The sequence below is a fragment of the Nitrosomonas sp. Is37 genome (assembly GCF_033063275.1).
Lineage (GTDB): Bacteria > Pseudomonadota > Gammaproteobacteria > Burkholderiales > Nitrosomonadaceae > Nitrosomonas.
Map to the genome: position 1 here is coordinate 49300 of NZ_JAWJYP010000008.1, position 26311 is coordinate 75610.

Genomic DNA, 26311 nt, shown 5'->3' on the forward strand with positions numbered 1-26311 from the left:
CAATGAAGTACGCAATACCAGGCTGGGTTAAAAATTTTTCAGTAAAGCATGCATTTATTTTAAGTGTTAATCATGAATACAAGACTGATTCCTTCTCGCAGTTATCCTGACAATATTGTGATCCATCTGCAAACGCTCGCGCGTGAGAGAGCGGCAGACCCTGCTTTGATCGTAGTAAGTGCGAACGGAGATACGCTCATTGACAAACAGTTTGATTATGTTTTGCTCGATTTGTATGTCAGGGCCGTTGCCGCAGTTTTACAGGATCGATTCAAGCAAGGTGATCGAGTGCTATTGTTGATGGATAACGATGAGCATTACGTGATCGGTTTTCTTGCCTGTCTTTATGCAGGGATGATCGCGGTACCCGTTTTTCCACCCGAATCGATACGGGAGCAACATCTGACAAGGCTGTTCGCGATTGCAACCGATGCAAAGGCGCGATGCATTCTGACGACCAGCGAAATTGTACCGCTGATCAGCGAGGCAGAGATTACGCAATTGGCGGACGCTGATATTCTGGCGGTCGACACGATCATGCAAGATAATGCGCTAAGTAAGGCATCCGCATGGCATGAGCGCATGCCGGAGAAAGATGAGATCGCTTTTCTGCAATATACCTCTGGGTCGACTTCTACACCCAAAGGCGTGATGGTCAGTCATCATAACCTGATGTTCAATGCCCGAGCCTTCGAAGAAGGCATGTCGATCGGCGCGGACGATATCTTTGTCAGTTGGCTGCCGCTTTACCATGATATGGGATTGATTGGCGGGCTATTGCAGCCGTTACATCGGGGAATTCCGGCAATACTCATGTCGCCGCAGTTTTTCATCGAACGCCCTGTACGCTGGCTAGAAGTCATTTCACGCTATCGCGCCACAGTAAGTGGCGCACCCAATTTCGCTTTTCAGTTATGCGTCGAGCGTGTGAGAAGCTCGCAATTACAGGGGATCGATTTATCGACCTGGCGCGTTGCCTTCTCGGGTGCAGAGCCTGTGCGCAGAGACACAATGCGTGCTTTTGTCGAGCGTTTCAGTGCAATTGGATTTCCAGCCGGTACCATTTATCCCTGCTATGGTTTGGCTGAAGCGACACTGTTCGTGACGGGCGGCGTGCGTGGAGAAGGTATGAAAGTGCATGAATTTTCAGCCGACAAGCTTGCGCAAGGTCAAGCAGAGGTAGTGACGCAAGGTATCCCGATTGTTGCCTGTGGTTTTCCTGCTTCCAATCATTCGGTAAAAATCATGGACCCTGAAAAGCAGATTTTGCTGGCAGATGGCTACGTCGGCGAAATTTGGACGGATGGACTCAGTCTCGCACAGGGTTACTGGCAGCGTCCCCAGGAAACCGCAGAAACCTTTACTGATCACAAAGGTGCACGCTGGTTACGTACCGGTGATTTGGGCTTTATCCATGCACACCAGTTATACATCATGGGGCGACTCAAGGATCTCATCATTATCCGTGGACAAAATATTTACCCCCAGGATATTGAGTTAGTTATTGAGGAAGAGGTCGAAGCCGTGCGTAAAGGACGGGTTGCGGCATTTTCAGTTGAGCGAGAAGAAGGGGAAGGGATCGGTGTTGCAGTGGAGGTGTCGCGCAACATGCAGAAACTTGTTTCGGCTGAAGCCCTAGTGACAGCGCTTAGCGAGGTGGTGAGTACCAGTTGTCATGAATCTTTGTCCGTGGTGGTGCTGTTGAACCCCGGCGCACTTCCCAAAACATCGAGTGGCAAGTTGCAACGGACAGCCTGCCGTCAAGGTTGGCGTGAACGTACACTGGATGCTTACGCCATCTGCGAATATGGTCAATTTGTGCTCGGTGGCAGCAAACCGCTCCCCCACCTGTTGGAAGATGAAACAGAACTTGCTTTGGCAGCTATTTGGGAGGCTGTGTTGCATCGCACGGGATTGAGACGGGAAGATCATTTCTTTGCGATAGGCGGCAATTCACTGACGGCTGTACAAGTTGTGGCGCGCATTTCAGATCGCTGGCAGATTCCATTCCTTCCGCGCAATCTGTTTCAGTGCCCACGACTGCATGAGTGTGCGACGGAAATTAAGCGTTTGGCGTCCTTGAAGACGGCCTCCCGGGAAACCGATATGTGTCGCCTTATGCCTATGCAGGATGACCACCATTGCCTGCCATTGTCCTATGGCCAACAGCGCCTTTGGTTACTTTGGCAACTCGATCCTGACAGCACGGCCTATCACGTTCAGCATGCTCTGCGGTTGTCAGGTATGTTGGATAAACAGGCGTTTCTTGCGAGCTTTCAGGCATTGATCGAACGGCATGAATCATTACGCACACTATTTCGTATCAGTACGGCAGGCGTGATCGAGCAAGTGATACAACCGATATCGCCATTCGCAATAACGGATATCGATTTGCTGGATTGGGATGTTTTGCAGCGTGAAGAACAAGCCGCTGCGGAAGCACAACGCATCATTTCGATGCCCTTTGATTTGACGAAAGGCCCTTTGCTGCGGGTGGCGTTGATTCGGGTGACGGAGCACGAATATATCCTCGTCATTGTCATGCACCATATTATTGCCGATGGTGTCTCCATGCAAATCATGTTGAACGAGTTTGCAGCTTATTATCAGGCGTATATCCAAGGAAAGCCAGCTCAGCTCGCTCAATTGCCCATCCAGTATGTGGACTACACGGTTTGGCAACAAAGGTGGCTTGAAGCAGGCGAAAAGGAAAGGCAGCTCGCTTACTGGCGAAGTTACTTAGGTGAATCACATTCGGTTTTAACACTGCCAACTGATCGCGTACGGCAACCTGTAACGAGCTACCCGGCAGCACGCCATAGTTTCGATCTGCAGCAAGCAGTGCTGGTAAAACTTCGCCAATTGACGCTTGATCGCGGAGCAACACTGTTTATGGCGCTACTGGCCGCGTTTCAGGTATTGTTATTTCGTCATACAGGACAACAGGTTATTCGCGTCGGTGTACCCGTTGCTAATCGTCACCGTATCGAAACAATGAGCTTGATCGGTTTCTTCGTCAATACGCAGGTCTTGCAAAGTCAATTGCATGGGCGTATGTCGCTTGTCGAGCTTCTAGATCAGGTGCGGGAGGATGCGATCAATGCCCAGGCTTACCAGGATTTGCCCTTCGGACAACTGGTCGAAGCACTGCATCCTCAGCGAGATTTGCGTCATAGTCCACTGTTTCAAACTACCCTCAATTATTTACAGAAAGACTACCGTAGCTTGCAGCAATACTCTGGACTGGCAGTTGCCGATTACATCCTCCCCGAGCAGGCAGGCCAGTTGGAACTGAGACTTGAAACCGTTGAATTGCCCGATGGAAGTGTGTCCGCCAGCTTCATTTATGCGTCTAACCTGTTCGATCCTGTTCTGATTGAACGTCTGGCGCGCCACTATCTACAGATTTTGCAGGATCTGTCAATCCAACCAACCATTGCCATCGGTGACATCGATTTGCTGGATGAAACTGATAAACAGCAACTCACAGTATGGGGTGGCCATAGGCAAATCTCATCGATCAATCAACCGGTTCACCATCTGATAGAACGCCAGGCAGATATATATCCGCACATGACTGCGGTAATCTCAGGTGATATCGAGCTGAGTTATGCCGAGCTCAATCGCCGGGCGAATAGGCTCGCCCATCGGCTCATCAGCTTGGGTGTCAAACCCGAAATGCGCGTAGGTATTGCGCTCGAACGAAGTTCCGTCGAATTGATTATAGGGCTTATGGCTATTCTGAAAGCAGGGGCTGGTTATATACCGCTTGATCCTGAGTATCCTAATGAACGTCTTACTTATATGATTGAAGACAGTGGCACCCGACTGTTGTTAACTCAATCTCATCTTAGCGAACGACTGCCTTATCGCGAAGGAGTGCAGATCCTTGAACTTGATACGCTCGATCTGAGTTCAGCCAGTGAAATTAATCCTGATGTCGCCTTGCATAGCGACAATCTCGCTTATGTGATTTATACCTCGGGGTCGACTGGTCGGCCCAAGGGAGTGACTGTTTCTCATGGCCCGCTTGCCATGCATTTGGCAGCTATCAAAAAAATCTATGCTGTTCAGCCGGGTGATCGTGAATTGATGTTTTTCTCAATGAATTTCGATGCGGCAGCAGAACAATGGATAGCGCCGTTGACCGAAGGGGCGACGTTGGCACTTTCTTCGGTCCATGATTTGACTGGAGAGGGTTTCATTGAGTTGATCGAACGCCACAAGATCACGATTCTGCATCTTCCTCCTGCTTATTTGCGCATGTTACTGCCACAGATCAAGCGTGATCGGCAATGGATTCGTACCTGTATTGCCGGCGGTGAAGCCTGGTATGCCACTGACGTGATGGCTACCCGGGCACTATTTCAGCATGCTCGTTTAGTGAATGCTTATGGTCCAACTGAAACAGTGATTACGCCGACAGCGTGGGTTGATGAGCCTCATGAGAAAGCGTCAATGCTAGTGATGGGCGAATTCGCGCCGATCGGTCGGTCGGTTGGTGAACGCACTCTCTATGTGCTCGATGCTGAGCTCAATCTTGTGCCTCCAGGCACAGTCGGTGAACTCTATATTGGCGGGACAGGATTGGCACGCGGCTATCTCGATCGCCCCGCCTTGACAAGCGAGCGCTTTGTAGCTGACCCGTTTGATCAAGCGGGGGGCCGTCTTTATCGGACAGGTGATAGGGTGCGTTGGCGTGATGATGGACAACTCGAGTATCTCGGCCGCCTCGATGATCAGATCAAACTGCGTGGCTTCCGTATCGAATTGGGTGAAATTGAAGCGCGCTTGCTCGCTCAGGCAGGAGTGCGTGAAGCTGCAGTAATTGCTCAGGAAGGGCATCACGGTTTCCGGTTGGTTGCCTATGTCGCTCCCCATGATGAGACGCAACTAAGCGCATCGCTATTAAAAACAGCACTGGCCACTACGCTGCCTGATTATATGATCCCCAGCCTGTTTATTTTCCTGGATACGTTACCTCTTAATCCGAACGGCAAGCTAGACCGGAAGGCGCTACCTTCCCCTGAACAGTATGACAAGCCCAATTACGATCCACCAGTCAATGTGATGGAGAGAACGATTGCGGAAATCTGGGCTGAAGCCCTCGAAATGCCTCAAGTTGGCTTGCACAACAACTTTTTTGATTTGGGAGGGCATTCGCTGCTGTTGATCAAAATCAAGCAAAAGCTGGAAGCACATTTAGCTAGGCAGATTGCCATGGTCGATTTGTTCAAATACACCACTGTTGCCAGCCTGGCGAAATTTCTGAGTCAAGGGAAGGCAGATGCCGCTTCCTTGTCACGCCACCAGGCGCGTGCGCAGCGGCAACGTGGCGCTTTCATTCAACGGAAACACGAGAGGATATAGTGATGGATAATCCTGAAGAAATACTGGAAGATGCAGAACTTGATATCGCAATCATTGGAATGGCATGCCGTTTCCCCGGCGCGAACGAGATCGAGTCTTTTTGGCGCAATCTGCGAGAGGGCGTCGAGTCCATTACTTTTTTGAGCGATGAAGAACTGCGTGCACGCGGTGTGCCAGCTGAGGTATTGAATGATCCTCACTACATAAAAGCAGTTGCTCAGCTGGATGATATCGATTGCTTCGATGCGTCTTTTTTTGGTTATACCCCGCGGGAAGCTGCGGAGACCGATCCGCAGCACCGGCTTTTTCTGGAAGTGGCATGGCAAGCTTTAGAGGACGCCGGCTATGATCCTTCGCGGTATACCGATCCAATCGGCGTATATGCCGGATGTGGCGTGAATACTTATTTACTGCTTAATTTGCTATCGAGTGGGCGCAGAATGGACAAGCAGGATATTTCTTCGCTGCAGGGGCTGATGAATGGTAATAATAAGGATTCCATGACGACGACTGTCGCGTATAAGCTCAACTTACGCGGACCTGGGATTACCGTCCAAACCGCGTGTTCCACTTCACTTGCCGCAACGCATGTCGCTTGCCGTGCTCTGCTTAATCATGAGACCGACATCGCCATTGCAGGTGGCGCTTGGGTTAACTTGCTGCATGAAGATGGTTATCACTATCAACCCGGCGCCATTCTTTCACCAGATGGGCATTGCCGAGCGTTTGACGCCAAGGCTGCAGGAACAGTAATTGGCAGTGGAGTCGGCATCGTAGTATTGAAGCGGCTGACGGATGCATTAACAGACGGGGACACCATTCATGCGGTGATCAAGGGATCGGCGATCAATAACGATGGCTCAGCCAAGGCGGGTTACACCGCCCCGAGTATAGAAGGGCAAGCAGAAGTGATCCTCGCTGCTCAGGCCATTGCTGGCATTTCTGCCGATACGATCAGTTATGTGGAGACGCACGGGACTGGCACCACGCTCGGTGACCCGATCGAGATCGCAGCTTTGACACAGGCGTTTCGTGAAAGTACTGATCAGCGCGGGTTTTGTGCCATCGGCTCGGTCAAGACCAATGTGGGGCATCTCGATTCGGCTGCTGGGGTAGCTGGTCTGATCAAGACAACCCTTGCATTGAAACATCGGATGCTGCCTCCGAGCTTGAATTTTGAGCAACCCAATCCGCAAATCGATTTTGCATCCAGTCCTTTTTACGTCAATACCGAATGCAGAATTTGGCCAGAACATTCGACACCGCGCCGTGCAGGAGTCAGCTCGTTCGGTATCGGTGGCACCAATGTGCATATGATTGTCGAGGAAGCGCCCGGCCGTGTACCTTCGAGTGCATCGCGTGATTGGCAGCTGCTCATGTTGTCGGCGCGTAGTCAGGAAGCATTGGAACGAGCCGTAAATCGATTGCAGCAACATCTTGAAAGCCATACGGAGCAGCCATTAGCCGATGTCGCTTATACGTTGCAGGTCGGAAGAAAACAGTTTGCTCAGCGAGCAATTGTGCTTTGTCATGATCACGAGGATGCCATTACACTGTTGCAAAACAGGCAAAACAGGCAAAACAGGCAAAACAGGCAAAACAGGCAAAACAGGCAAAACAGGCAAAACAGGCAAAATAGGGAGAGCGACCGCTTTCTTGTTCAACACAATGTAGTCGAGCACCGGCCTGTAACATTTTTATTTCCAGGGCAAGGTGCGCAACACATCGAAATGGCGCGGGATCTTTATCAGCAGGAACCTGTCTTCCGCCAGCAATTCGATCACTGTCTGCAATTGTTGCGACCGCACCTTGATTTTGACCTCCTTGCCATCCTGTACCCAGGCGCAGATGAAGCCAATAGATTGGCAGCTTCATCACGGCTCGAACAGACCGAAGTCACGCAACCTGCTTTGTTCGTTATTGAATATGCATTAGCACAATTGTGGATGTCATGGGGTATTCAGCCTGCATCAATGATTGGTCATAGCGTGGGCGAATATGTAGCTGCTTGTTTAGCAGGTGTATTTTCTTTGCAGGATGCGCTGTGTTTGGTAGCCTTGCGCGGGCGTTTGTTACAGCAAATGGAAACGGGTGCCATGTTGGCTGTCATGCTGTCCGAAGCAGAACTTGCATCCTACCAGTTCGAGGGATGTGATCTGGCAGCCATCAACGGACCGGCACTTTGTGTATTGTCCGGTTCACTTGCGGCGATCGAAGCAGCTGAAAAAAATTTGGCTGCGCATGACGTCGACTACCGAAGACTGCATGTCTCACATGCCTTTCATTCGCACATGGTAGAACCCCTCCTACCAGCTTTTATTGAGCAGGTGGCCAAGGTTAAGCGTCAACCGCCTAAAATTCCTTTTTTCTCTAACTTGAGCGGTGATTGGATTACATCTCAGGAAGCGACGGATGCGCACTACTGGGGGCAGCATGTGCGTGGGACGGTGCGCTTTAATAATGGTCTGCGCACATTGCTGGCTGATCCAACGCAAGTATTAGTTGAGGTTGGACCGGGAGAAACGCTGACAACGCTCGCACAACGTCATCCGTTGGCAAAACCCGAGCAACTTATCTTGTCATCCTTACCCCATCCCAATAAAAAGCAATCGGCGCAGAAGCACTTATATCTTGCGCTTGGTAAGTTATGGTTAAACGGGTTGACTATCGACTGGAAGCATTTTTATGCGCATGAACGTCGATATCGCGTACCGTTACCGACCTATCCTTTTGAGCGCCAATCCTACTGGATCAAAGCCGATGATGAGCAATCCGAATCAAAAGTCGGTGTGCAGCAGACTTTAGCAGCAAAGAGACGGGAACAAACTGATGCATGTTCAATAAATGAATGGCTCTACGTACCATCCTGGCAGCGCGCTGAGCAAATTGAGCAAATTGAGCAAATTGACTTTGACAGTTTTCATCCGGAACAAGCCGATGCTTATTTGATATTTAGCAATGAACATTTAGTAGGGGAAGCGCTGGCTAGTCATTTGCGTTTGTTCGGGATTGAACCTATCGTAGTTTTTGCGGGTACCACTTTCCAGCGAGAAAGTTCACATCACTATCAGATTTTTCCGAAAAATCCTCGTGATTTTGACCAATTACTACAAACGATACGCGAAGAAGGTAAAACGATCGGTCATATTTTTTATCTTTGGAGTTTGAGTGCGGAGGAGGAGGCCAGTACCCAGGCAGAAAGCCTGAACAGCAATTTTTATAGCTTGCTTTTTCTTGCGAGAGCGCTGGAAGCTACCCCAGCGTTACTTCCATCAGGTAAGAAAATCAGTATTACGATAGTGACCGACCAATTGGAGGATGTTACCGGCACTGAAATGCTGTGCCCAGCTAAGGCGCTGCTCTATGGGCCATACAAAGTCATTCCTCAGGAATACGAGCATCTTGCTTGCCGCTTGATCGATATCGAATTGCGAGATCGGGAAAGTATGAGTCGCATGCGTCTGGCTCAACAGATTTTTGCCGAGTCGCAACTGGATAATGAAACGGCTGTAGTCGCATTTCGAGGACCGCACCGATGGATACAACGTTTCGAAACCTTGCAACCTCGCGCAACGGTTGCTAACCGCTTCAAATCGGGAGGGGTTTATTTGATCACTGGCGGATTAGGCGGTATCGGCTTGACGATCGCTGAGTATCTGGCCCGTACCCAGCAAGCTAAACTGGTACTGCTGGGTCGTTCTCCTATTCCTGCGCGAGAAAACTGGCAGGAAGTTCTGTCCATGGTCAACGAGGACAACTCGCTACGCAGTAAGTTAGAGAAAGTGATGCGTCTGGAAGCACTAGGTGCCCAAGTGTTAGTTTTGAATGCGGATGTGGCCAACCCGAGTGAGTTACAGACTGCAGTGACGCAAGTGCGGCAGTTTTTCGGTGCGATCAATGGTGTGATCCATGCCGCGGGTGAAGTCAGCAGTGGATTAATCTCTACGAAATCGGATGAAGCGATTGCACGAGTATTTGCGCCCAAGTTGCATGGAATGCGCGTTCTGCAAGCAGTTTTCAAGGATGATCCACTCGATTTCATGCTGTTATGCTCATCGCTTGCTACGATCGCAGGTGGACTCAGTAAGATCGATTATTGTGCGGCCAATGCTTACTTGGATGCGGTGGCGCGTGCCGCTTACCGTGAATTTGCCTATCCGGTCATTTCAGTTAATTGGGACAGCTGGCGGGAAGTTGGTATGGCCGCAAACATGGACATGCCAGAGGGCATAGGAATTGCCCCGCAAGCAGGCGCAGCAGTGTTCGAGCGTATCGTGAACGGCTCGCATCTCCCTCAAGTGATCGTTTCAACGATCGATTTGCATACCCGATTGAGTCAAACACAGCAAGATTTGGTCGCGCAACCGTTTGCTTTTGCGGCGCCCATTAAGACAGGAAGGTTTCCGAGACCGGCGTTGCCAACGGCATTCAAATCCCCAGAAAGTGAGCTGGAAACGAGCATTGCAGAGATTTGGCAAAGCTTGCTGGGAATCGATGCCATTGGCGTGGACGATAATTTATTTGAATTAGGCGGTGATTCGCTGCTGGGGGTACAACTTCTTTCCAGAATCCGAACCGGCTTTTCCGTTGATCTACATCCAGCCGATTTCTTCAGATCACCTACTATCGCGAGTTTGGCAGCATTAGTTGAAACCAAACTGCTCGATGAAATCGAATGTTCATAAGCAGTCTTCCGTATTGATGCATAACTCAAAGAATATTCTTTATGACAGACAACAACGATCTTGCGCAACGGCGGGCACGTCTTACGCCGGAACAGCGTCAACGATTAGCACAGAGGCTCCAGACAGCTAGAGGCCAGGTACGGCAAGAATCTACCATTCCGCGGCGAGAGGCGGGGAAACCTGTATACCTTTCCTACGCACAACAGCGGCACTGGTTTTTATGGCAGCTGGATTCGCACAGTACGGCCTATCATTTAGGCGGTACATTACAACTGAGGGGCAAGCTGGATCGGCAAGCACTGGAAGACAGTTTCCAAACACTGGTTGCACGACATGAATCGCTACGCACGGTGTTCCGTGCCAATGCGCAAGGCCTGCCTGAGCAGATTATTCAGGCGGAAAGCCAATTTAAACTGACGGTGATCGATTTGAGCGATTTACCGGCTGAGCAGCGGGCAGCACGCGCACGGGCAGAAGCGATCCGCATCCATACCACGCCATTCGATCTCACCCAAGGTCCGCTATTGCGTGTGGCACTGATCCGGATCGAACCCGAGGAACACTATCTGGTAGTGGTGATGCATCACATCATTTCGGATGCCTGGTCCAATCGCATTATCATCGACGAATTCGCTGCGTGTTACCGTGCCCATAGTGAGGGACAATCTGCTGCGCTGCCAGCGCTTTCCATCCAATACGCCGATTATGCGCTCTGGCAGCGTAACTTTCTGGAAGCGGGCGAGAAAGATCGGCAATTGGCTTACTGGCGTAGCCAGTTAGGCGAAGCACACCCTGTGTTGCACTTACCAACCGATCACTCGCGCTTATCAACAAGTAGTTATCGGGCCGCCCAGCATGATTTCGTGCTTTCTGCTCCACTGATGGCACGTCTGCAGCAGCAGATGCAGGCGCATGGGGCCACGCTCTTCATGGGCTTGTTAACAGGCTTTCAGGCGTTGTTATACCGCTATACCGGGCAAAGCGACATACGGATGGGCGTGCCAATCGCTAACCGTCACCGGCTGGAAACCGAAAAGCTGGTTGGCTGCCTGGTGAATACGCAGGTATTGCGTAACCAGATCGACGGACGCATGTCGCTGAGCAAGATGCTCGAGCAAGTACGTGAAGTCGCTCTGGGCGCACAAAGTCACCAGGATCTGCCTTTTGAGCAACTGGTCGAAGCCCTTCAACCTGAGCGCAGTTTGCACCAACCTCCGTTATTTCAGGTGATGTTCAATCATTTGCGTGAGGATTATCGTGCGCTGGAGCAACTGCCGGGATTGACTGTCGAGGAAATTGAGCTCGGGGAACGGGGTGCTCAGTTTGAATTGACGCTGGACACACTGGAGCGAGCGGATGGTCAATTCAGTGCGCGCTTCACCTATGCAGCCGAACTGTTCGAAGCAGAGACTATCGCACGGCTTGGTGAGCATTATCTTCGATTGCTCGAGCAATTGGCGGAACAGCCTGCGCAGTGCCTGGGCGATGTTACTCTGTTAAGCGAAGCAGAACAGATTCAGCTGAAGGCATGGGGAGTCAATGACCGACATTATGCAAACATCGAACCCGTACATCGCCTGATTGAACGCCAAGTGATGACATGTCCGGAAGCGATCGCATTGATTTTTGGCGATATCGAACTCAGCTATGTGGAACTAAATCGGCGCGCAAACCGGTTGGCGCACCGGCTGATCGCATTAGGGATAAAACTGGAGAGTCGGGTGGGGATTGCGGTGGAGCGCTCGATCGACATGATCGTGGGGCTGCTCGCCATCCTCAAGGCGGGCGGAGCCTATGTGCCGCTCGATCCGGATTATCCGCGGGAACGATTGAATCACATGGTGACAGACAGCGCCATCGAGCTGCTGCTGACCCAGCGTGCCATCCAGGAAAGAATTCCTTGTCCAGCTACAGGTCATATTCTGGTACTTGATAAACTAGATTTAGCAGATTCACCGGAAGACAATCCGATTGTCACCCTCCATGGCGAGCATCTGGCCTATATCATTTATACCTCCGGCTCTACCGGCAAACCTAAGGGCGTGATGGTGCGCCATCATGCATTGAGTCATTTCGTAGCGAGCATGCTTGAATCGCCGGGTATGACATCCAAAGATACCCTGGTATCTGTCACTCCACTCTCGTTCGATATTGCTGGTCTGGAGATTTATCTACCTCTGAATGCAGGCGCGCGGCTGGTGCTGGCACCGCAGGAAGCGAGACGTGATGGATCGATCCTTGCGCAATTGCTCCAGACTCATCAGGCAAGCGTTCTCCAGTCCACCCCAGCCGGATGGCGCGTATTGCTGGCAAGTGAATGGAAAGTCTCACAAGAAGAGAATCAGCGTCCTTTTAAATGTCTATGCGGTGGAGAATCACTGCCTATCGATTTGGTTGATCAGTTGAGCACACTGAATGTCGAACTGTGGAATATGTATGGCCCCACAGAAACAACTATTTGGTCAGTTATAGGCAAAGTCGAGCACCGAACGAATCCGCTTGGCGCACCGATAGCCGCAACACAACTCTTTATCCTTGATGCGGAAATGAAACTGGTACCGCAAGGTGTGGTAGGGGAAGTCTATCTTGGCGGTGTTGGCCTCGCACGCGGTTATTTGAACAGATCAGGACTGACGGCGGAGCGGTTTGTTGCCGACCCATTCAATGATCAAGGAGGCCAGCTTTACCGGACAGGCGATCTAGCCAGGTGGCGGTCGGATGGACAAATCGAATACCTCGGACGAGTGGATCATCAGGTCAAGGTCAGAGGTTTCCGCATCGAATTAGGCGAAATTGAAGCACAACTGCTGGCACAGCCGGAAGTAAGAGAAGTTGTCGTAACAGCCAAGGAAGGGCCAATCGGTACGCAGCTGGTGGCCTATGTCTCGCTGCAAGCAGGCAGTGCGGTGACGACCAGCGAATTGCGTAAATCGCTTGTGCAAACCTTGCCGGATTACATGTTGCCCTCGGCGATAGTGGTACTGGACAGTCTCCCCTTGAATATGAACGGCAAGGTGGATTGCAAGCACTTGCCGGAGCCGGAATTTGTCAGCGAAGGGAAATATGAAGCGCCTGAAGGGAAAATTGAGGAAGCCTTAGCGACGATCTGGGCACAAGTATTAGGTCTTGGCCGAGTAGGGCGCAACGATCATTTCTTCGAACTCGGGGGGCATTCTCTTGCCGTTCTGCAAGTTCAACAGAAACTGCAGCTAAGTCAATCCATTTCCATGCCCTTGCGGGTATTTTTTGAGCAGCCTGTGCTGAGAGATATTGCAGGAGTGATACAGGAAAAATACACGCTGGTTTCCAGGGAAGCCAGGGAGCAGGGTGAATTATCTGAAATGTCTAAATTACTCGATTTACTGGAGAATTAATTAGAATTGAATAAACAAGATATTGCTGAGCGGTTTTCCACTCTTTCCTCCGAAAAACAGAAGGTATTTCTGAGCGCATTGAAGGAACGAGGTATTGATTTTTCTCTTCTACCTATCGTTCCACAACCAAGTGAAAAACGCCATATTCTTTCCTACGCACAACAGCGGCACTGGTTTTTATGGCAATTAGATCCGCAAAGTACGGCGTATCACTTGAGTGGTGCATTGTGTTTGCGTGGGGAGCTGGATATTGAAGCCTTGCAGGCAAGTTTCCAGGCATTGGTAACACGTCATGAATCGTTGCGCACGGTTTTTCAGGTTAACAAAGAAGGATTGTCGCAGCAAAAGATCGATGCGGAAGGAAAATTCGAACTGATTCTAATCAATTTGTGCGACCTACCGCTTGCGCAGCGCGCAAAGCAGGCGCATGAAGAAGCGATGCGGATCAATACCACGCCGTTCGATCTAACAAAAGGGCCGCTATTGCGTGTAGCATTGATACGAGTTGCGGCAGAAGAGCATCATCTGGTGGTCGTGATGCATCACATCATCTCGGATGCTTGGTCCAACCGCATCATTATCGATGAATTTGCCGCGCATTATCGTGCACAAGTTGCAGGATTGACGCCTTCGCTGCTGCCGCTTGTGATCCAGTATGCAGACTATGCGCTATGGCAGCGCAACTGGCTGGAAGCAGGGGAGAAAGAACGGCAGTTAGCCTATTGGCGCAGCCAATTGGGAGAAACGCATCCGGCGCTGCAATTACCGACCGATCACCTACGCTCATCAACCGGCAATTACCGTGCGGCACAACACGATTTTGTATTACCGGCTGCACTGGTAGCACACCTGCAGCGCCAGGCGCAGGATCAGAGAGCAACGCTATTTATGGCATTACTGACGGGTTTTCAGGCGTTGCTCCATTGCTATACTGGGCAAAACGATATTCGCGTGGGCGTGCCGATTGCCAACCGTCACCGGGAGGAAGTAGAACATGCCGTAGGTCTGTTCGTGAATACCCAGGTATTGCGTAATCGTATTGACGGACGCATGACGCTGAGCAGCATGCTTGAGCAGACCCGTGAAGCTGCGCTGGGTGCTCAGACGTATCAGGATCTACCGTTTGAACAGCTGGTCGAAGCGTTGCAGCCGGAGCGAAGCTTAAATCAGAATCCCCTATTTCAGGTTATGTTCAATCACTTGCGCGAGGATTATTATGCACTCGAGCAACTGCCCGGACTGACTGTCGAAGAATATGAACTCGGCGAACGGGGTGCACAGTTTGAGTTGACTCTGGATACAGTGGAGAGGCCAAATGGGCAAATTGACGCACGCTTTACCTATGCCGCCGAGTTATTTGAGCCGAACACGATCAGGCAACTGAGTGAACACTATCAAAGAGTATTGGAGCAACTGGCTGAATACCCAGAGCGGTGTCTGAGTGATATCACGCTATTGAGCCCAACAGAATGGGAACAGCTAAAAAGGTGGGGGGTTAACGAACGGCGCTATGGCAATACAGAACCGGTGCATCGACTGATCGAACGGCAAGTCAATGAGCGGCCTGATGCGACCGCGCTTATTTTTGGTGAAATGGAACTCAGTTATACGCAACTGAATTCTAGCGCGAACCGGTTAGCGCACCATCTGATTGCGCTGGGAGTGAAGCCGGAGAGTCGAGTAGGGATCGCGGTGGAACGCTCGATCGACATGGTGATTGGATTGCTAGGGACGCTCAAGGCAGGCGGGGCGTATGTGCCGCTGGATCCGGAGTATCCGTGGGAGCGGCTGAATCACATGGTAGCGGACAGCGCAATTGATCTGCTGCTGACGCAAAGCCATGTCAGAGAGCGGGTTCCTCATGCGGAAGGGCGTCCTGTTGTGGAGCTGGACACACTGGATTTATCGGGTTGGCCGCAAAATAATCCGCAAGTGAATCTACATGGTGAACATTTGGCTTATATCATCTACACCTCTGGTTCCACTGGGAAACCTAAAGGAGTAGGCGTGGCGCATGGGCCGCTGGCAATGCATGTGCAATCGATTGGCGAGCTTTACGGCATGGCACCAACCGATCGCGAATTACAATTTGCCTCGATCAATTTTGATGGCGCGCATGAACGCTGGCTGGTGCCGCTGGCCTTTGGTGCCACATTAATGCCGCGAGACAACGAGCTGTGGTCTGCTGATCGCACGGTTGCCGAGATAGCCAAACATCGCATTACGGTTGCTTGCTTTACGCCGGGTTATTTGCAGCAGCTCGCGGAATTTACCGGCAGTGCTGGCACGAACCTACCGATTCGCTCCTACACGGTTGGAGGTGAAGCGATGAGCCGCAGCAGCTTTGATTTTGTCCAAAAGACTCTTCATCCGCCGCGTATCATCAATGGCTACGGTCCTACCGAAACAGTGATCACACCGCTGATTTTTAAAGCCTATCCTGGAACGCAGTTTGATTCAGGTTATCTGCCCATTGGTTCACCAGTTGGTGACCGCACCGCTTATATTGTTGACGCTGAAATGAAGCCGGTTCCGCGAGGCGTGACCGGTGAACTATATCTTGGAGGAATGGGACTTGCGCGCGGTTACCTGAACCGGCCTGGCCTGACGGCGGAGCGGTTTGTGGCGGACTCATTTGATGAGAACGGAGGACGGCTTTATCGCACGGGGGACCTGGCGAGGTGGCGGGCGGATGGGCAGATCGAATACCTGGGACGATTGGATCATCAGGTCAAGATACGGGGTTTTCGCATCGAGCTGGGCGAAATTGAAGCGCAACTACTGCTACAACCGGCGGTAAGAGAAGCCGTGGTGATCGCGAAGGCAGCCTCTCATGGCGCGAGGCTAGTGGCTTACGTCTCACTGCATACAGGCAGCACGGCAGATACCGCTGGGTTGCGCGAATCGATAGGGAAAGCTTTGCCGGATTACATGATTCCCTCTGTAATCGTTGTTTTGGAGAACCTGCCGCTCAATGCAAACGGTAAAGTCGATCGCAAGCTGCTGCCCGAGCCGGAATTTGTAGGTGTGAGTGACTATGAGGCACCACAAGGCGAAGTGGAAGAAGCATTGGCCATTATCTGGTCAGAAGTACTTAGCATCTCCCAAGTTGGGCGGAACGATAATTTTTTTGAGTTCGGTGGTGATTCCATTATCAGTCTGCAGATTGTGACCAAGGCACACCGTGCAGGTTGGAAGATCACGCCGCGGCAATTGTTCGAACGCCAAACCATTGCTGCGCTGGCAAGTGTTGTCAAACCGGTGGAGGAAATTGCTAAAACTATCTCTCAACAGGATGGTTTGCTGGATACCACAGCGCCTATTGCTATGCTGCCGATTCAGCTCGATTTTTTTGAACAATCCATTCCTGCGCAGCACCACTGGAATCAGGCAGTATTGCTGAAAAGCCGCCAACGGTTACAAGCGGTATGGCTCGCTCAGGCATTGCAAGCGATTGTGCAGCGCCATCGGGCGCTTTCCTTTTGTTATGACGTACAAGTGGATGGTCAATGGTTACAGCGCGCGAGGGGCGCAGCGATGCAGGAAGTTGCGCACGATGTGTTGTGGGAGCGTGACGCGGCTGATAGTGAACAATTCATCGCATTATGCAACAAAGCGCAGCGCAGCCTGAATCTGCACGAAGGGCAACTCCTGCGCGCATTGCTGGTCGACATGTCTGACGGTACGCAACGTTTGTTGTTGATCACCCATCATCTGGTGGTCGACGGGGTTTCTTGGCGGATCCTGCTGGAAGATCTCGAAGCGGCTTATGATCAGGCGGCGCGCAATGAAACGATCGTCTTGCCTGAGGCGACGACCGATTATGCCATCTGGACCCAACGGCTTCAGCATTTTCCCGTCACGCATGCAGCCGAGTTTGCTTATTGGCAGAATCTGGCGGACATTCCTGTTGCATTTCCATGTGATTACCCGGAAGGCTCAAACGCCATGCTGCACATCGATCGCGTGACCATGAAACTCGATCAAGCGAACACGCAGGCCTTGCTCAAGGACGCGCCAGCAGCTTACCGTACGCAAGTCAACGATCTGCTGCTTACTGCATTGGGTAGTGCGCTATGCCAATGGAGCGGGCATGAGAAAATTTTGATCGACCTTGAAGGTCATGGAAGGGAAGATCTTTATTCTGATATCGATCTTTCCAGGACGATCGGCTGGTTTACCTCTCTATTTCCGGTGGTACTTGATCCAACAGGCGATTTAGCTACGCGACTCAAGCGCATCAAAGAATGCTTGCGGCAGTTACCGCATAAAGGATTAGGCTATGGCCTGTTCAAATATTATGGAACTGAAGCACAGCAACGAATCCTGGCCAGCTTGCCTAAAGCGCAAGTCGTATTCAATTACCTGGGGCAATTCGATACCAGTTTTGAATCGGATACTCCCTGGCAATTGGCCAGTGAGCCTATTGGCGATTTGATGGATCAGGATGCGCAGCAACCACATGATTTATCGATCAATAGTCATATTTACGAAGGTAGACTCTGCCTGGAAGTAAGCTACAGCAAAGCTCGTTATACGCGAGTGAGCATTGAGGCGTTTATTCGTATTTTCATGGCCGAGCTTGAATCCGTGATTGCCCATTGCACACAAGACATTCGTGCAGTCACACCTTCTGATTTTCCCTTGACTCGTATTACGCAGGATGAATTGGATCGCCTACCCATTCCCATCGATCAGCTTGTGGATCTCTATCCGCTTTCCCCGATGCAGACAGGTATCCTGTTTCATAGCGTGTTCGATACGGATGGCGGCGTTTACCTCAGTCAACTCAGAGCGGATATCGAGCATTTGTCGGCAGAGCGTTTCAGAAGTGCCTGGCAGGCTGCAATCGACCGGCATGAAATATTGCGTACCGGTTTCCTACAAGAAGGCGGTACTCCTTTGCAGTGGGTCGCCAAAACAGCTGAGCTTCCTTTCGTCATCATCGATTGGCGTGATCGCACGATGTTTTCTGCGGCGTCCTTGGAACAAGCGCTCGATGACCTTGCGCAATCGGAACATGCGCAAGGTTTCGATCTGATGAAACCGCCGCTTATGCGTATTGCCGTGGTAAGCCTGGCTGATGATCGCTATCACGTCATCATGACGATTCATCATTTGTTAATAGATGGCTGGAGCACTTCCCAATTGCTAGGTGAAGTGTTGCGGCAGTATGGCGGCGCGCTCCCTTCATCACCACGCGCCCGTTATCGGGATTTCATCGAATGGTTGCAGGGGCATGAGCGGAAAGCAGCAAAGGATTATTGGCAGGCGTGGTTAAGTCAATTCAACGAGCCCACCAAGTTAGCTGGGTCAATTGCATCTCCATCAACCAATGAAGGTTACCAGGAAGTCGCACGCCAACTCGATCATGAGTTTACCGAAGCGTTGATTCATTTTTCCCGGCAGGAACGAGTTACGGTCAATACCCTCGTGCAGGCAACCTGGGCTTTATTGCTTGGTCACTATACGGGTCAGCATAGGGTGACTTTTGGGGTGACTGTCGCCGGTCGACCGGCAGATTTATCAGGATCAGATCAGATTCTAGGACTGTTCATCAATACCTTACCTGTGAAGATTGAACTCAAACCAGAGCTTGCGGTGGGGGAATGGCTGCGTGTCTTACAAGCGCAGAATCTGGCTTCACGCGAACATGAACACACACCGCTATACGAAATCCAGCGCTGGGCAGGGTTACAGGAATTATTCGATAGCATTTTGGTTTTTGAGAACTATCCCCTCGATGAAGCTTTCAAGCACTCTACACCCGGCGGGCTCGTGATCACGAACGTGCGAGGGCGCGAGGAAACAAATTATCCAATGACTGTTTCGGTCGTTGAGAGCAATGGTTTTAATCTGAACTACAGTTACGATTGTAAGTATTTTTCAGAAGTGACTGTCAATGGCATCGCGGCGCAAGTGGAGAAGCTTCTGCGTGAAATCATGCAAAGTGCTGCCAAGCGGCTAGGCGATCTTATTCTTTTGAGCGAAGCACAGCAGGTTCAACTCAAGACGTGGGGGATCAATGAACAGCGATTTACATCGGTCGAGCTCGTCCACCGCCTTTTCGAACAACAAGCTTTGGTGCGTCCGGAAGCGGCTGCGCTGATTTTTAATGATACCGAACTCAGTTATGCGGAACTGAACCGGCGGGCGAACCGGCTGGCGCACCGGCTGATTGCAATGGGCATTCAACCCGAAAGTCGGGTCGGGATTGCGGTGGAGCGCTCGATCGATATGATCGTCGGACTACTGGCGATTCTCAAGGCAGGGGGCACGTATGTGCCGCTGGATCCAGATTATCCAAGAGAACGGTTGAGTCAGATGGTGAGAGATAGTGCTATCGAGCTGCTGCTAACTCAGCGCGCCATCGAGGCAAAAATTCCTCGTCCTGCTTCAGGTAACGTGCTGGTGCTGGATACCTTGGATTTAACCGATTCACCCGAGGATAATCCCGCTGTCACGCTACATGGCGAGCACCTGGTTTATATCATCTATACCTCGGGTTCTACCGGTCAGCCCAAAGGCGTAGCTGTTGCACACCATGCTCTTGTTGAGCATGCGCTGATCGCTGTTGAGTTCTTTAAGCTAAGCAGCAGTGATCGCATGCTGCAATTTTCCACCATCAATTTCGATGGTTTTATCGAGCAACTTTTTCCACCGCTATGTATTGGCGCCGCGATCGTGTTACGCGGCACTACACTCTGGGACAGTGAAACGTTCTACCAGGAACTGATCGATAAGCGCGTTACAGTCGCTGATTTGACCACCGCTTACTGGTTTTTGCTCGTGCAGGATTTTGCCAGAGAAGGGCCGCGTGACTATGGCGTATTACGGCAAGTGCATGCAGGAGGCGAAGCGATGTCGCCCGAAGGCATCAAGGCTTGGCGGCAAGCTGGTCTAGCGGGAATAACTTTGCTGAACACCTATGGGCCCACCGAAGCGATCGTGACGGTGACCGTTGCTGACTGTGGTGAAGATGCAGGAGTTGCAAAGGGCCACGATCAGGAGCCGGTGGTCACTATCGGCAAGCCGCTGCCCGCACGTCATATTTATCTGCTCGATGCTCAGCTGATGCCTGTGGTACCAGGCGTAGCGGGAGAGCTGTATATCGGGGGCGAATTGCTCGCACGTGGCTACCGCAACAAACCTGGTTTGACAGCCGAGCGGTTTGTCGCCGATCCGTTTAATGACCAGGGTGGCCGGCTTTACCGGACGGGTGATCTGGCGAGATGGCGCCTGGACGGCCAGATTGAATACCTCGGGCGGGTAGATCATCAAGTCAAAATCAGAGGCTTCCGTATCGAATTAGGCGAAATCGAAGCACAATTGCTGCACCAGCCAGCCGTGAGGGAAGCGGTGGTAGTAGCCAAGGAGGGGCCGAGCGGCACGCGGCTGGTAGCCTATGTTTCATTGCAAGCAGGCAGTGCGGTGACAACTAGCGAATTGCGTGAAGCGCTTGTGCAAACCCTGCCTGATTACATGTTGCCCTCGGCAATTGTCGTACTGAAAAGTCTCCCGCTGAATGCAAACGGTAAAGTGGATCGCAAACGCTTGCCTGAACCGGAATTTGTCAGCGATGATAAATATGAAGCGCCCGAAGGGAAAATAGAGGAAGAGTTGGCGGCAATTTGGGCAGAAGTATTGGGTATTGATCGGGTAGGGCGCAATGATAATTTCTTCGAACTGGGTGGCGACTCCATCCTCAGTTTGCAGATTGTGACTCAGGCGCGACGCGCAGGCTGGAAAATCACACCACGCCAACTGTTTGAACGGCAAACAATCGCTGCGCTCGCATCAGTCGCTGAGCCCTTGTCGGAATCAGTGATAGAGGCGACTTCATTGGCCCCTTTATTCGAGCGTGCGTCTCTAGAAGATTTCCTCGATGAAAGCCTCTTGTCGACATTACCCTTTGGAAATGATGACGTCGAGGATATCTACCCGTTGTCGCCAACACAGGAAGGAATGCTATTTCATACCCTGGAGGCACCTGGCACTGGATTATATGTGAATCAGATCAGCGTCGAAGTCGAGGGTCTCGATGCTCCGCGGCTGGCACAAGCCTGGCAGGCCATGATTGCCCGCCATCCTGTGTTGCGTACGGGGTTCTTATGGCGCGCGGGATTGGCACGTCCTTTACAGATTATCTTCAAGCAAAGCGAGGCGCCAGTGATCCAGTTGGATTGGCAAGATAAGGATAATCTAGAAGAATGCATCGTTACCTATGCTGACCAGGAGCTGAAGCGGGAATTCGATTTTCTCCATCCTCCTTTGGCACGCTTGAGCTTGATCCGGCTAGACGACAAACGCCATCAGTTGATCTGGACCAAACACCATATCCTGGTGGATGGTTGGGGCGATTCTATACTGATCAGTGATTGGCTGCGTTGCTATAACGGTGAAACATTACCTCCGATTGGGCCAGGTTATGGCGTTTATGTGCGTTGGCTGGCTAAGCAAACCAGTCAAGCAGCCCAGCGTTTTTGGCAAACCGAACTCAGTAACACTGAAGGGCCGACGTTGTTAGCAGAATCGGTCGCGAAGACAGTAAAAAATCAGAGTCGATCTGGTTTTGCTCAGATTTATACACGCTTGAACCCAGAAGAAACCCGTCGTTTGCAAGCCTTTGTGCAGCAAGCGCGCGTGACCTTGAATACCTTTGTCCAGGCAGCCTGGGCGCTGCTATTGCAACGCTACACCGGAAAACAGACTGTCATCTTCGGTGCAACTGTGGCCGGGCGTCCGCCCAGCCTGCCGCGAGCAGACGAGATTCTGGGGTTGTTTATCAATATGATTCCGGTGCCGGTGGCGCGCCGCAGCGAATTGACGGTAAATGAATATTTACAGTCGTTGCAGCAAACAAATGCCCGGTTGCGTGATTATGAACATAGTGCACTCGCCGATGTTCAGCGATGGGCAGGTTTTCCAGGGCAACCGCTGTTCGATAGTATTGTCGTTTTTGAAAATTATCCGATCGATGCGTCATTGCGCAGCAATGAATTGTATGGTCTGCGTTTCGGCGAAATTGCCGGCAAAGGGCTGACCGGCTATGCCATGGATTTGCAAGTGACGATCGGGGATACGCTGGAGATCGAATATGCTTATGGCTGCCATGATTTTACCGATGAATTTGTAATCGAATTGCGCAGCCACATGGAATGCCTGATGCGGGAAATGATGGCTTACCCGCAGCATGCGGTGGGAGAATTGAGGGGGCTCGCCAAGGAGAGACTTGAACACCTGCTATTACTACGTGGCGGTGAGGAGACAATTGGAAGTTGGTCACAGTCCTGTCAACCCGTTCACTGTCTGATCGAACACAATGCAGCGCACCAACCGGATGCTATCGCGCTCTTGATGGGCGAACAAGAAGTGACCTATGCAGAACTGAGCAGGCGCGCAAACCAGCTGGCGCACCACTTGATCCGGCTGGGCGCCAAACCGGAGATCCGGGTCGGCGTTGCGATGGAACGTTCTCTCGATGTCATCGTAACGCTGCTCGCGATTCTCAAGGCGGGCGCAGCTTATGTCCCGCTTGATGTGGATTATCCGACTGACCGACTCTTGTTCATGATGAAAGACAGCGCCTTATCGTTGTTGATCACGCAAAGCAAGGTACGCGCCAAGCTTGTATTCAATACAGTTGTACCTGTGCTTGTCATGGATGCGATCGAGCTTGAGGCTGAGCCGGCATCGAATCCCGAGATACCAGTGTATGAGCACAATCTCGCTTATGTGATTTACACTTCAGGATCAACCGGGTTGCCCAAAGGGGTGGCAGTTACGCATGGCCCACTTGCCATGCACTGCCAGGCGACTGCGCGCATTTACGAGATGACGCCTCGCTCCTGTGAGCTGCTTTTCATGTCCTTTTCCTTCGACGGCGCGCATGAACGCTGGCTGACCGCGTTGACGGTAGGGGCAGGGCTTGCAGTACGCGATCAGGAATTATGGACTGCTGAACAGACCTATGATGCTTTGCGTCATTACGGTATTACCAATGCTGCCTTTCCTCCCGCCTATCTTGGTCAGGTTGCGGAATGGGCCGTACCGCGCAACGACCCGCCGCCGGTCGAGCTCTATGTCTTTGGTGGCGAAGCGATGCCAAAGGCATCCTATGACTTGATTCGCCAGACGTTGCGGCCGCGAACCCTGATCAATGGCTATGGCCCCACCGAAACGGTCGTTACCCCTTTGATCTGGAAAACCGATGCCAGCAACAGCTTCGAATGCGCTTATGCGCCGATTGGACGCCCAGTAGGTGAACGCGCCGTGTACGTGCTGGATGGCGATATGCAGCCCGTGCCGATGGGTATCATGGGCGAGCTTTACATTGGCGGCTATGGGCTGGCACGCGGTTATTTGGGACGAGCTGGTCTGACGGCTGAACGTTTCGTCGCTGATCCTTTCGACGAACAGGGTGGCCGCCTTTACCGTACGGGTGATCTGGTCAGGTGGCTGGAGGATGGCAACATCGAATATATCGGCCGCGCGGATCATCAGGTAAAAATACGTGGGTTTCGCATCGAGCTCGGTGAAATCGAGGCCCGTATTCGTGAAGCAACCGGTGTCGCAGAAGTGGCTGTGGCGGTTCACCAGGGGACAAGCGGCGCTCAACTGGTGGCCTACATCGTTCCTACCAAAGAAGATGCGACAAAGCAATCATCGCAGCACTTGATCACGCAACTCAAACAATCACTGAGCGAGCGACTGCCTGAATACATGCTGCCCGCCCATTTTATGACACTTACCAACTTGCCGCGTTTACCGAGTGGCAAGCTCGATCGCAAAGCGTTACCGCAGCCCGATTATTTGCCGGGAGCGCATTATCAAGCACCTTCGACACCAGAAGCCAGATTGATCGCAAACATATGGCAGGAAGTTCTAGGCGTTGAACGTGTCGGAGAAACGGACAATTTCTTTGCACTTGGCGGCGATTCTCTATCCAGTCTGAAGGTGATGGCACGCATGCGCAGCCTGACCGAGGTGAAGTTGGATTTCAAGCTAAGGGATTTGATACAACGACCAACCATCGCCAGCTTACTTGGTTTGGATAAACGATCGCAACCCAATCATGGACTATTGATGCTCAACCAAGGGGGGGACGATGGCAGAACTCAACCGTTGTTCTGCCTGCATGCCGGTTTAGGCACGGTATTCGATTACCGGCCGCTTGCTCAGCGCTTGCAAGGGCAGAGGACCGTCTATGGTTTACCTTGCCGCATGCTTGCCGATCCTACGCATCGCGATATCTCCTTGAACCAGATGGCAGAAGACTATTGCAGCATGATTCGCGCTGTTCAACCGGAAGGACCCTATCATTTGCTGGGCTGGTCATTGGGCGGGACGCTGGCTGCCATGATTGCCGCGTTGCTGGAAGCAGCTGGGCAGACGGTTGCGTTTCTGGGCCTGATCGATCCCTACATACCCGGAACTGAATCACCGCAGCAAGATGATTGGCAGCTGGATTTTCTCGATTTTGTTTCGGTGGCGATTCCTGGAGTGACGTCCAATGTTGCACTTCAGACAAAGTTATCCAGCCAATCTGCGGGAATGGTGTCAAAGCAGGTCATCGTCGATTTATTGGAAAGCGTGCTAGCTACCAGGCAAGCTGAAAGCCGAATGAATGGGCAAACGGCTATGCAAGGTTATGCCGAGATGGGTACGGAGGAACTGGCAAATATCTTTCTCGTTGCCCGCCATTTAAAAACACTGTCGTTGCAAACCAGCGCACTGCGTCCTTTGAAATGCCAAACAACGTGCTGGTGGGCAACGACACGTGAGGTAAATGATCGGCAGGCGCTTGAGCAGCAAATCAAACCTGCCGAGATTCGCTCAGTTGAGATTGAAGCCGATCATTTTTATATTGTGAGGTCTGAATCCTTATTGTTGGGAATCAGGTCTGAACTCGAACAAATTACGCATGATTCAGACGTATCTGATAACCTAACCTCAGCTATGGCAGAACAATAGCCCAATTTAGTTTATGGCGAGGCGGTATCGATTTGCCGCCATCCTTTGGCAGGGTGGCAAATCATGCCTGGAGCTTGCGGAAAAAAAACAGCCAGACCAGTAATTTTCACGCACAACTGTTTCATTCCTGTTTACCTTTTGGCTCCAACGATCTGCACACGATTACCCGCATTAAAGCAAGTATTCTGATTCATAAGCTTGGATATATTTACTGCATCAAAGTCAATGAAACGAAATAATTCTTGACAGTTGTGCGATAACGCCACACAATTTCCGCATCATGGGCTATGAATCTTTCCAAGCGTGAAACTTAAACAGATCGCAACCATCAATGCTGGCTATCCATTTCGAAGTAAAATTCCTGAAGTAATTGATTCTAGCGTGATTGCGGTTCAAATGAAGGATGTGTCGCTACAGGAAGGAATTCACTGGACAAATTGTTTAACAACCGAGCTGACCGGTAAGCGTGAACCCGGCTGGTTGCAACCAGGCGATATCCTGGTTGCGGCACGCGGCAGCCATAACTATTCCGTAGCGGTTGATGAAAATCTGCTTCGAGCGGGTGTGCAGGCAGTGGCGGCTCCGCACTTTTTTGTAGTCAGCATCCAACGCAAAGCGGTGCTGCCTCAATATCTGGCCTGGTTCTTGAACCAAAGTCCCTGTCAGCGCTACTTCGAGCAGAACGCCGAGGGCACTCTGACCAAAAGTATTCGTCGCCGTGTGCTGGAAGATACACCGATCGCCGTGCCACCGTTAGCCAAACAGCAGGCCATTATTAACCTAGTCAATGCAATCAAGCAGGAACGACAAATCGTAGAACAACTGCTGCGCAATCATGAGCGCTTACTTGATATCATTGCCAGCGATCTGCTGGCGAATCAATAGGCAAAACCCACACCGAATTAGAGA

5 protein-coding genes are annotated in these 26311 nt (G+C 51.4%); all 5 read left to right on the forward strand.

All coding sequences use genetic code 11. The annotated features are described in order from the left end of the window. Positions 1-72 precede the first annotated feature (72 nt). A complete protein-coding gene (locus R2Q26_RS05435; RefSeq protein WP_317535342.1) occupies positions 73-5370 on the forward strand; it encodes a non-ribosomal peptide synthetase in 5298 nt (1765 codons plus the stop codon). Between the two features lie 2 nt (positions 5371-5372). Beyond that, complete coding sequence (locus tag R2Q26_RS05440; protein WP_317535343.1) at positions 5373-10055, forward strand: type I polyketide synthase; 4683 nt, start codon at positions 5373-5375, stop codon at positions 10053-10055. A 41-nt stretch (positions 10056-10096) separates the two neighbouring features. Further along, positions 10097-13429: an amino acid adenylation domain-containing protein gene (locus R2Q26_RS05445; RefSeq protein WP_317535344.1), complete on the forward strand. Its 3333-nt coding sequence runs from the start codon at positions 10097-10099 to the stop codon at positions 13427-13429. 6 nt (positions 13430-13435) lie between these two features. Then, positions 13436-25402 carry a non-ribosomal peptide synthetase gene (locus R2Q26_RS05450; protein ID WP_317535345.1) on the forward strand — a complete coding sequence of 3989 codons (11967 nt, stop codon included), beginning with the start codon at positions 13436-13438 and terminating at the stop codon, positions 25400-25402. Positions 25403-25705: 303 nt separating this feature from the next. After that, positions 25706-26287, forward strand: coding sequence for a restriction endonuclease subunit S (locus tag R2Q26_RS05455; protein ID WP_317535346.1), 582 nt, complete (start codon positions 25706-25708; stop codon positions 26285-26287). Positions 26288-26311 lie beyond the last annotated feature (24 nt).

Coding starts and splice junctions, on each gene's coding strand:
- R2Q26_RS05435 (WP_317535342.1), top strand. CDS start 73: ATGAATACAAGACTGATTCCTTCTCGCAGTTATCCTGACAATATTGTG.
- R2Q26_RS05440 (WP_317535343.1), top strand. CDS start 5,373: ATGGATAATCCTGAAGAAATACTGGAAGATGCAGAACTTGATATCGCA.
- R2Q26_RS05445 (WP_317535344.1), top strand. CDS start 10,097: ATGACAGACAACAACGATCTTGCGCAACGGCGGGCACGTCTTACGCCG.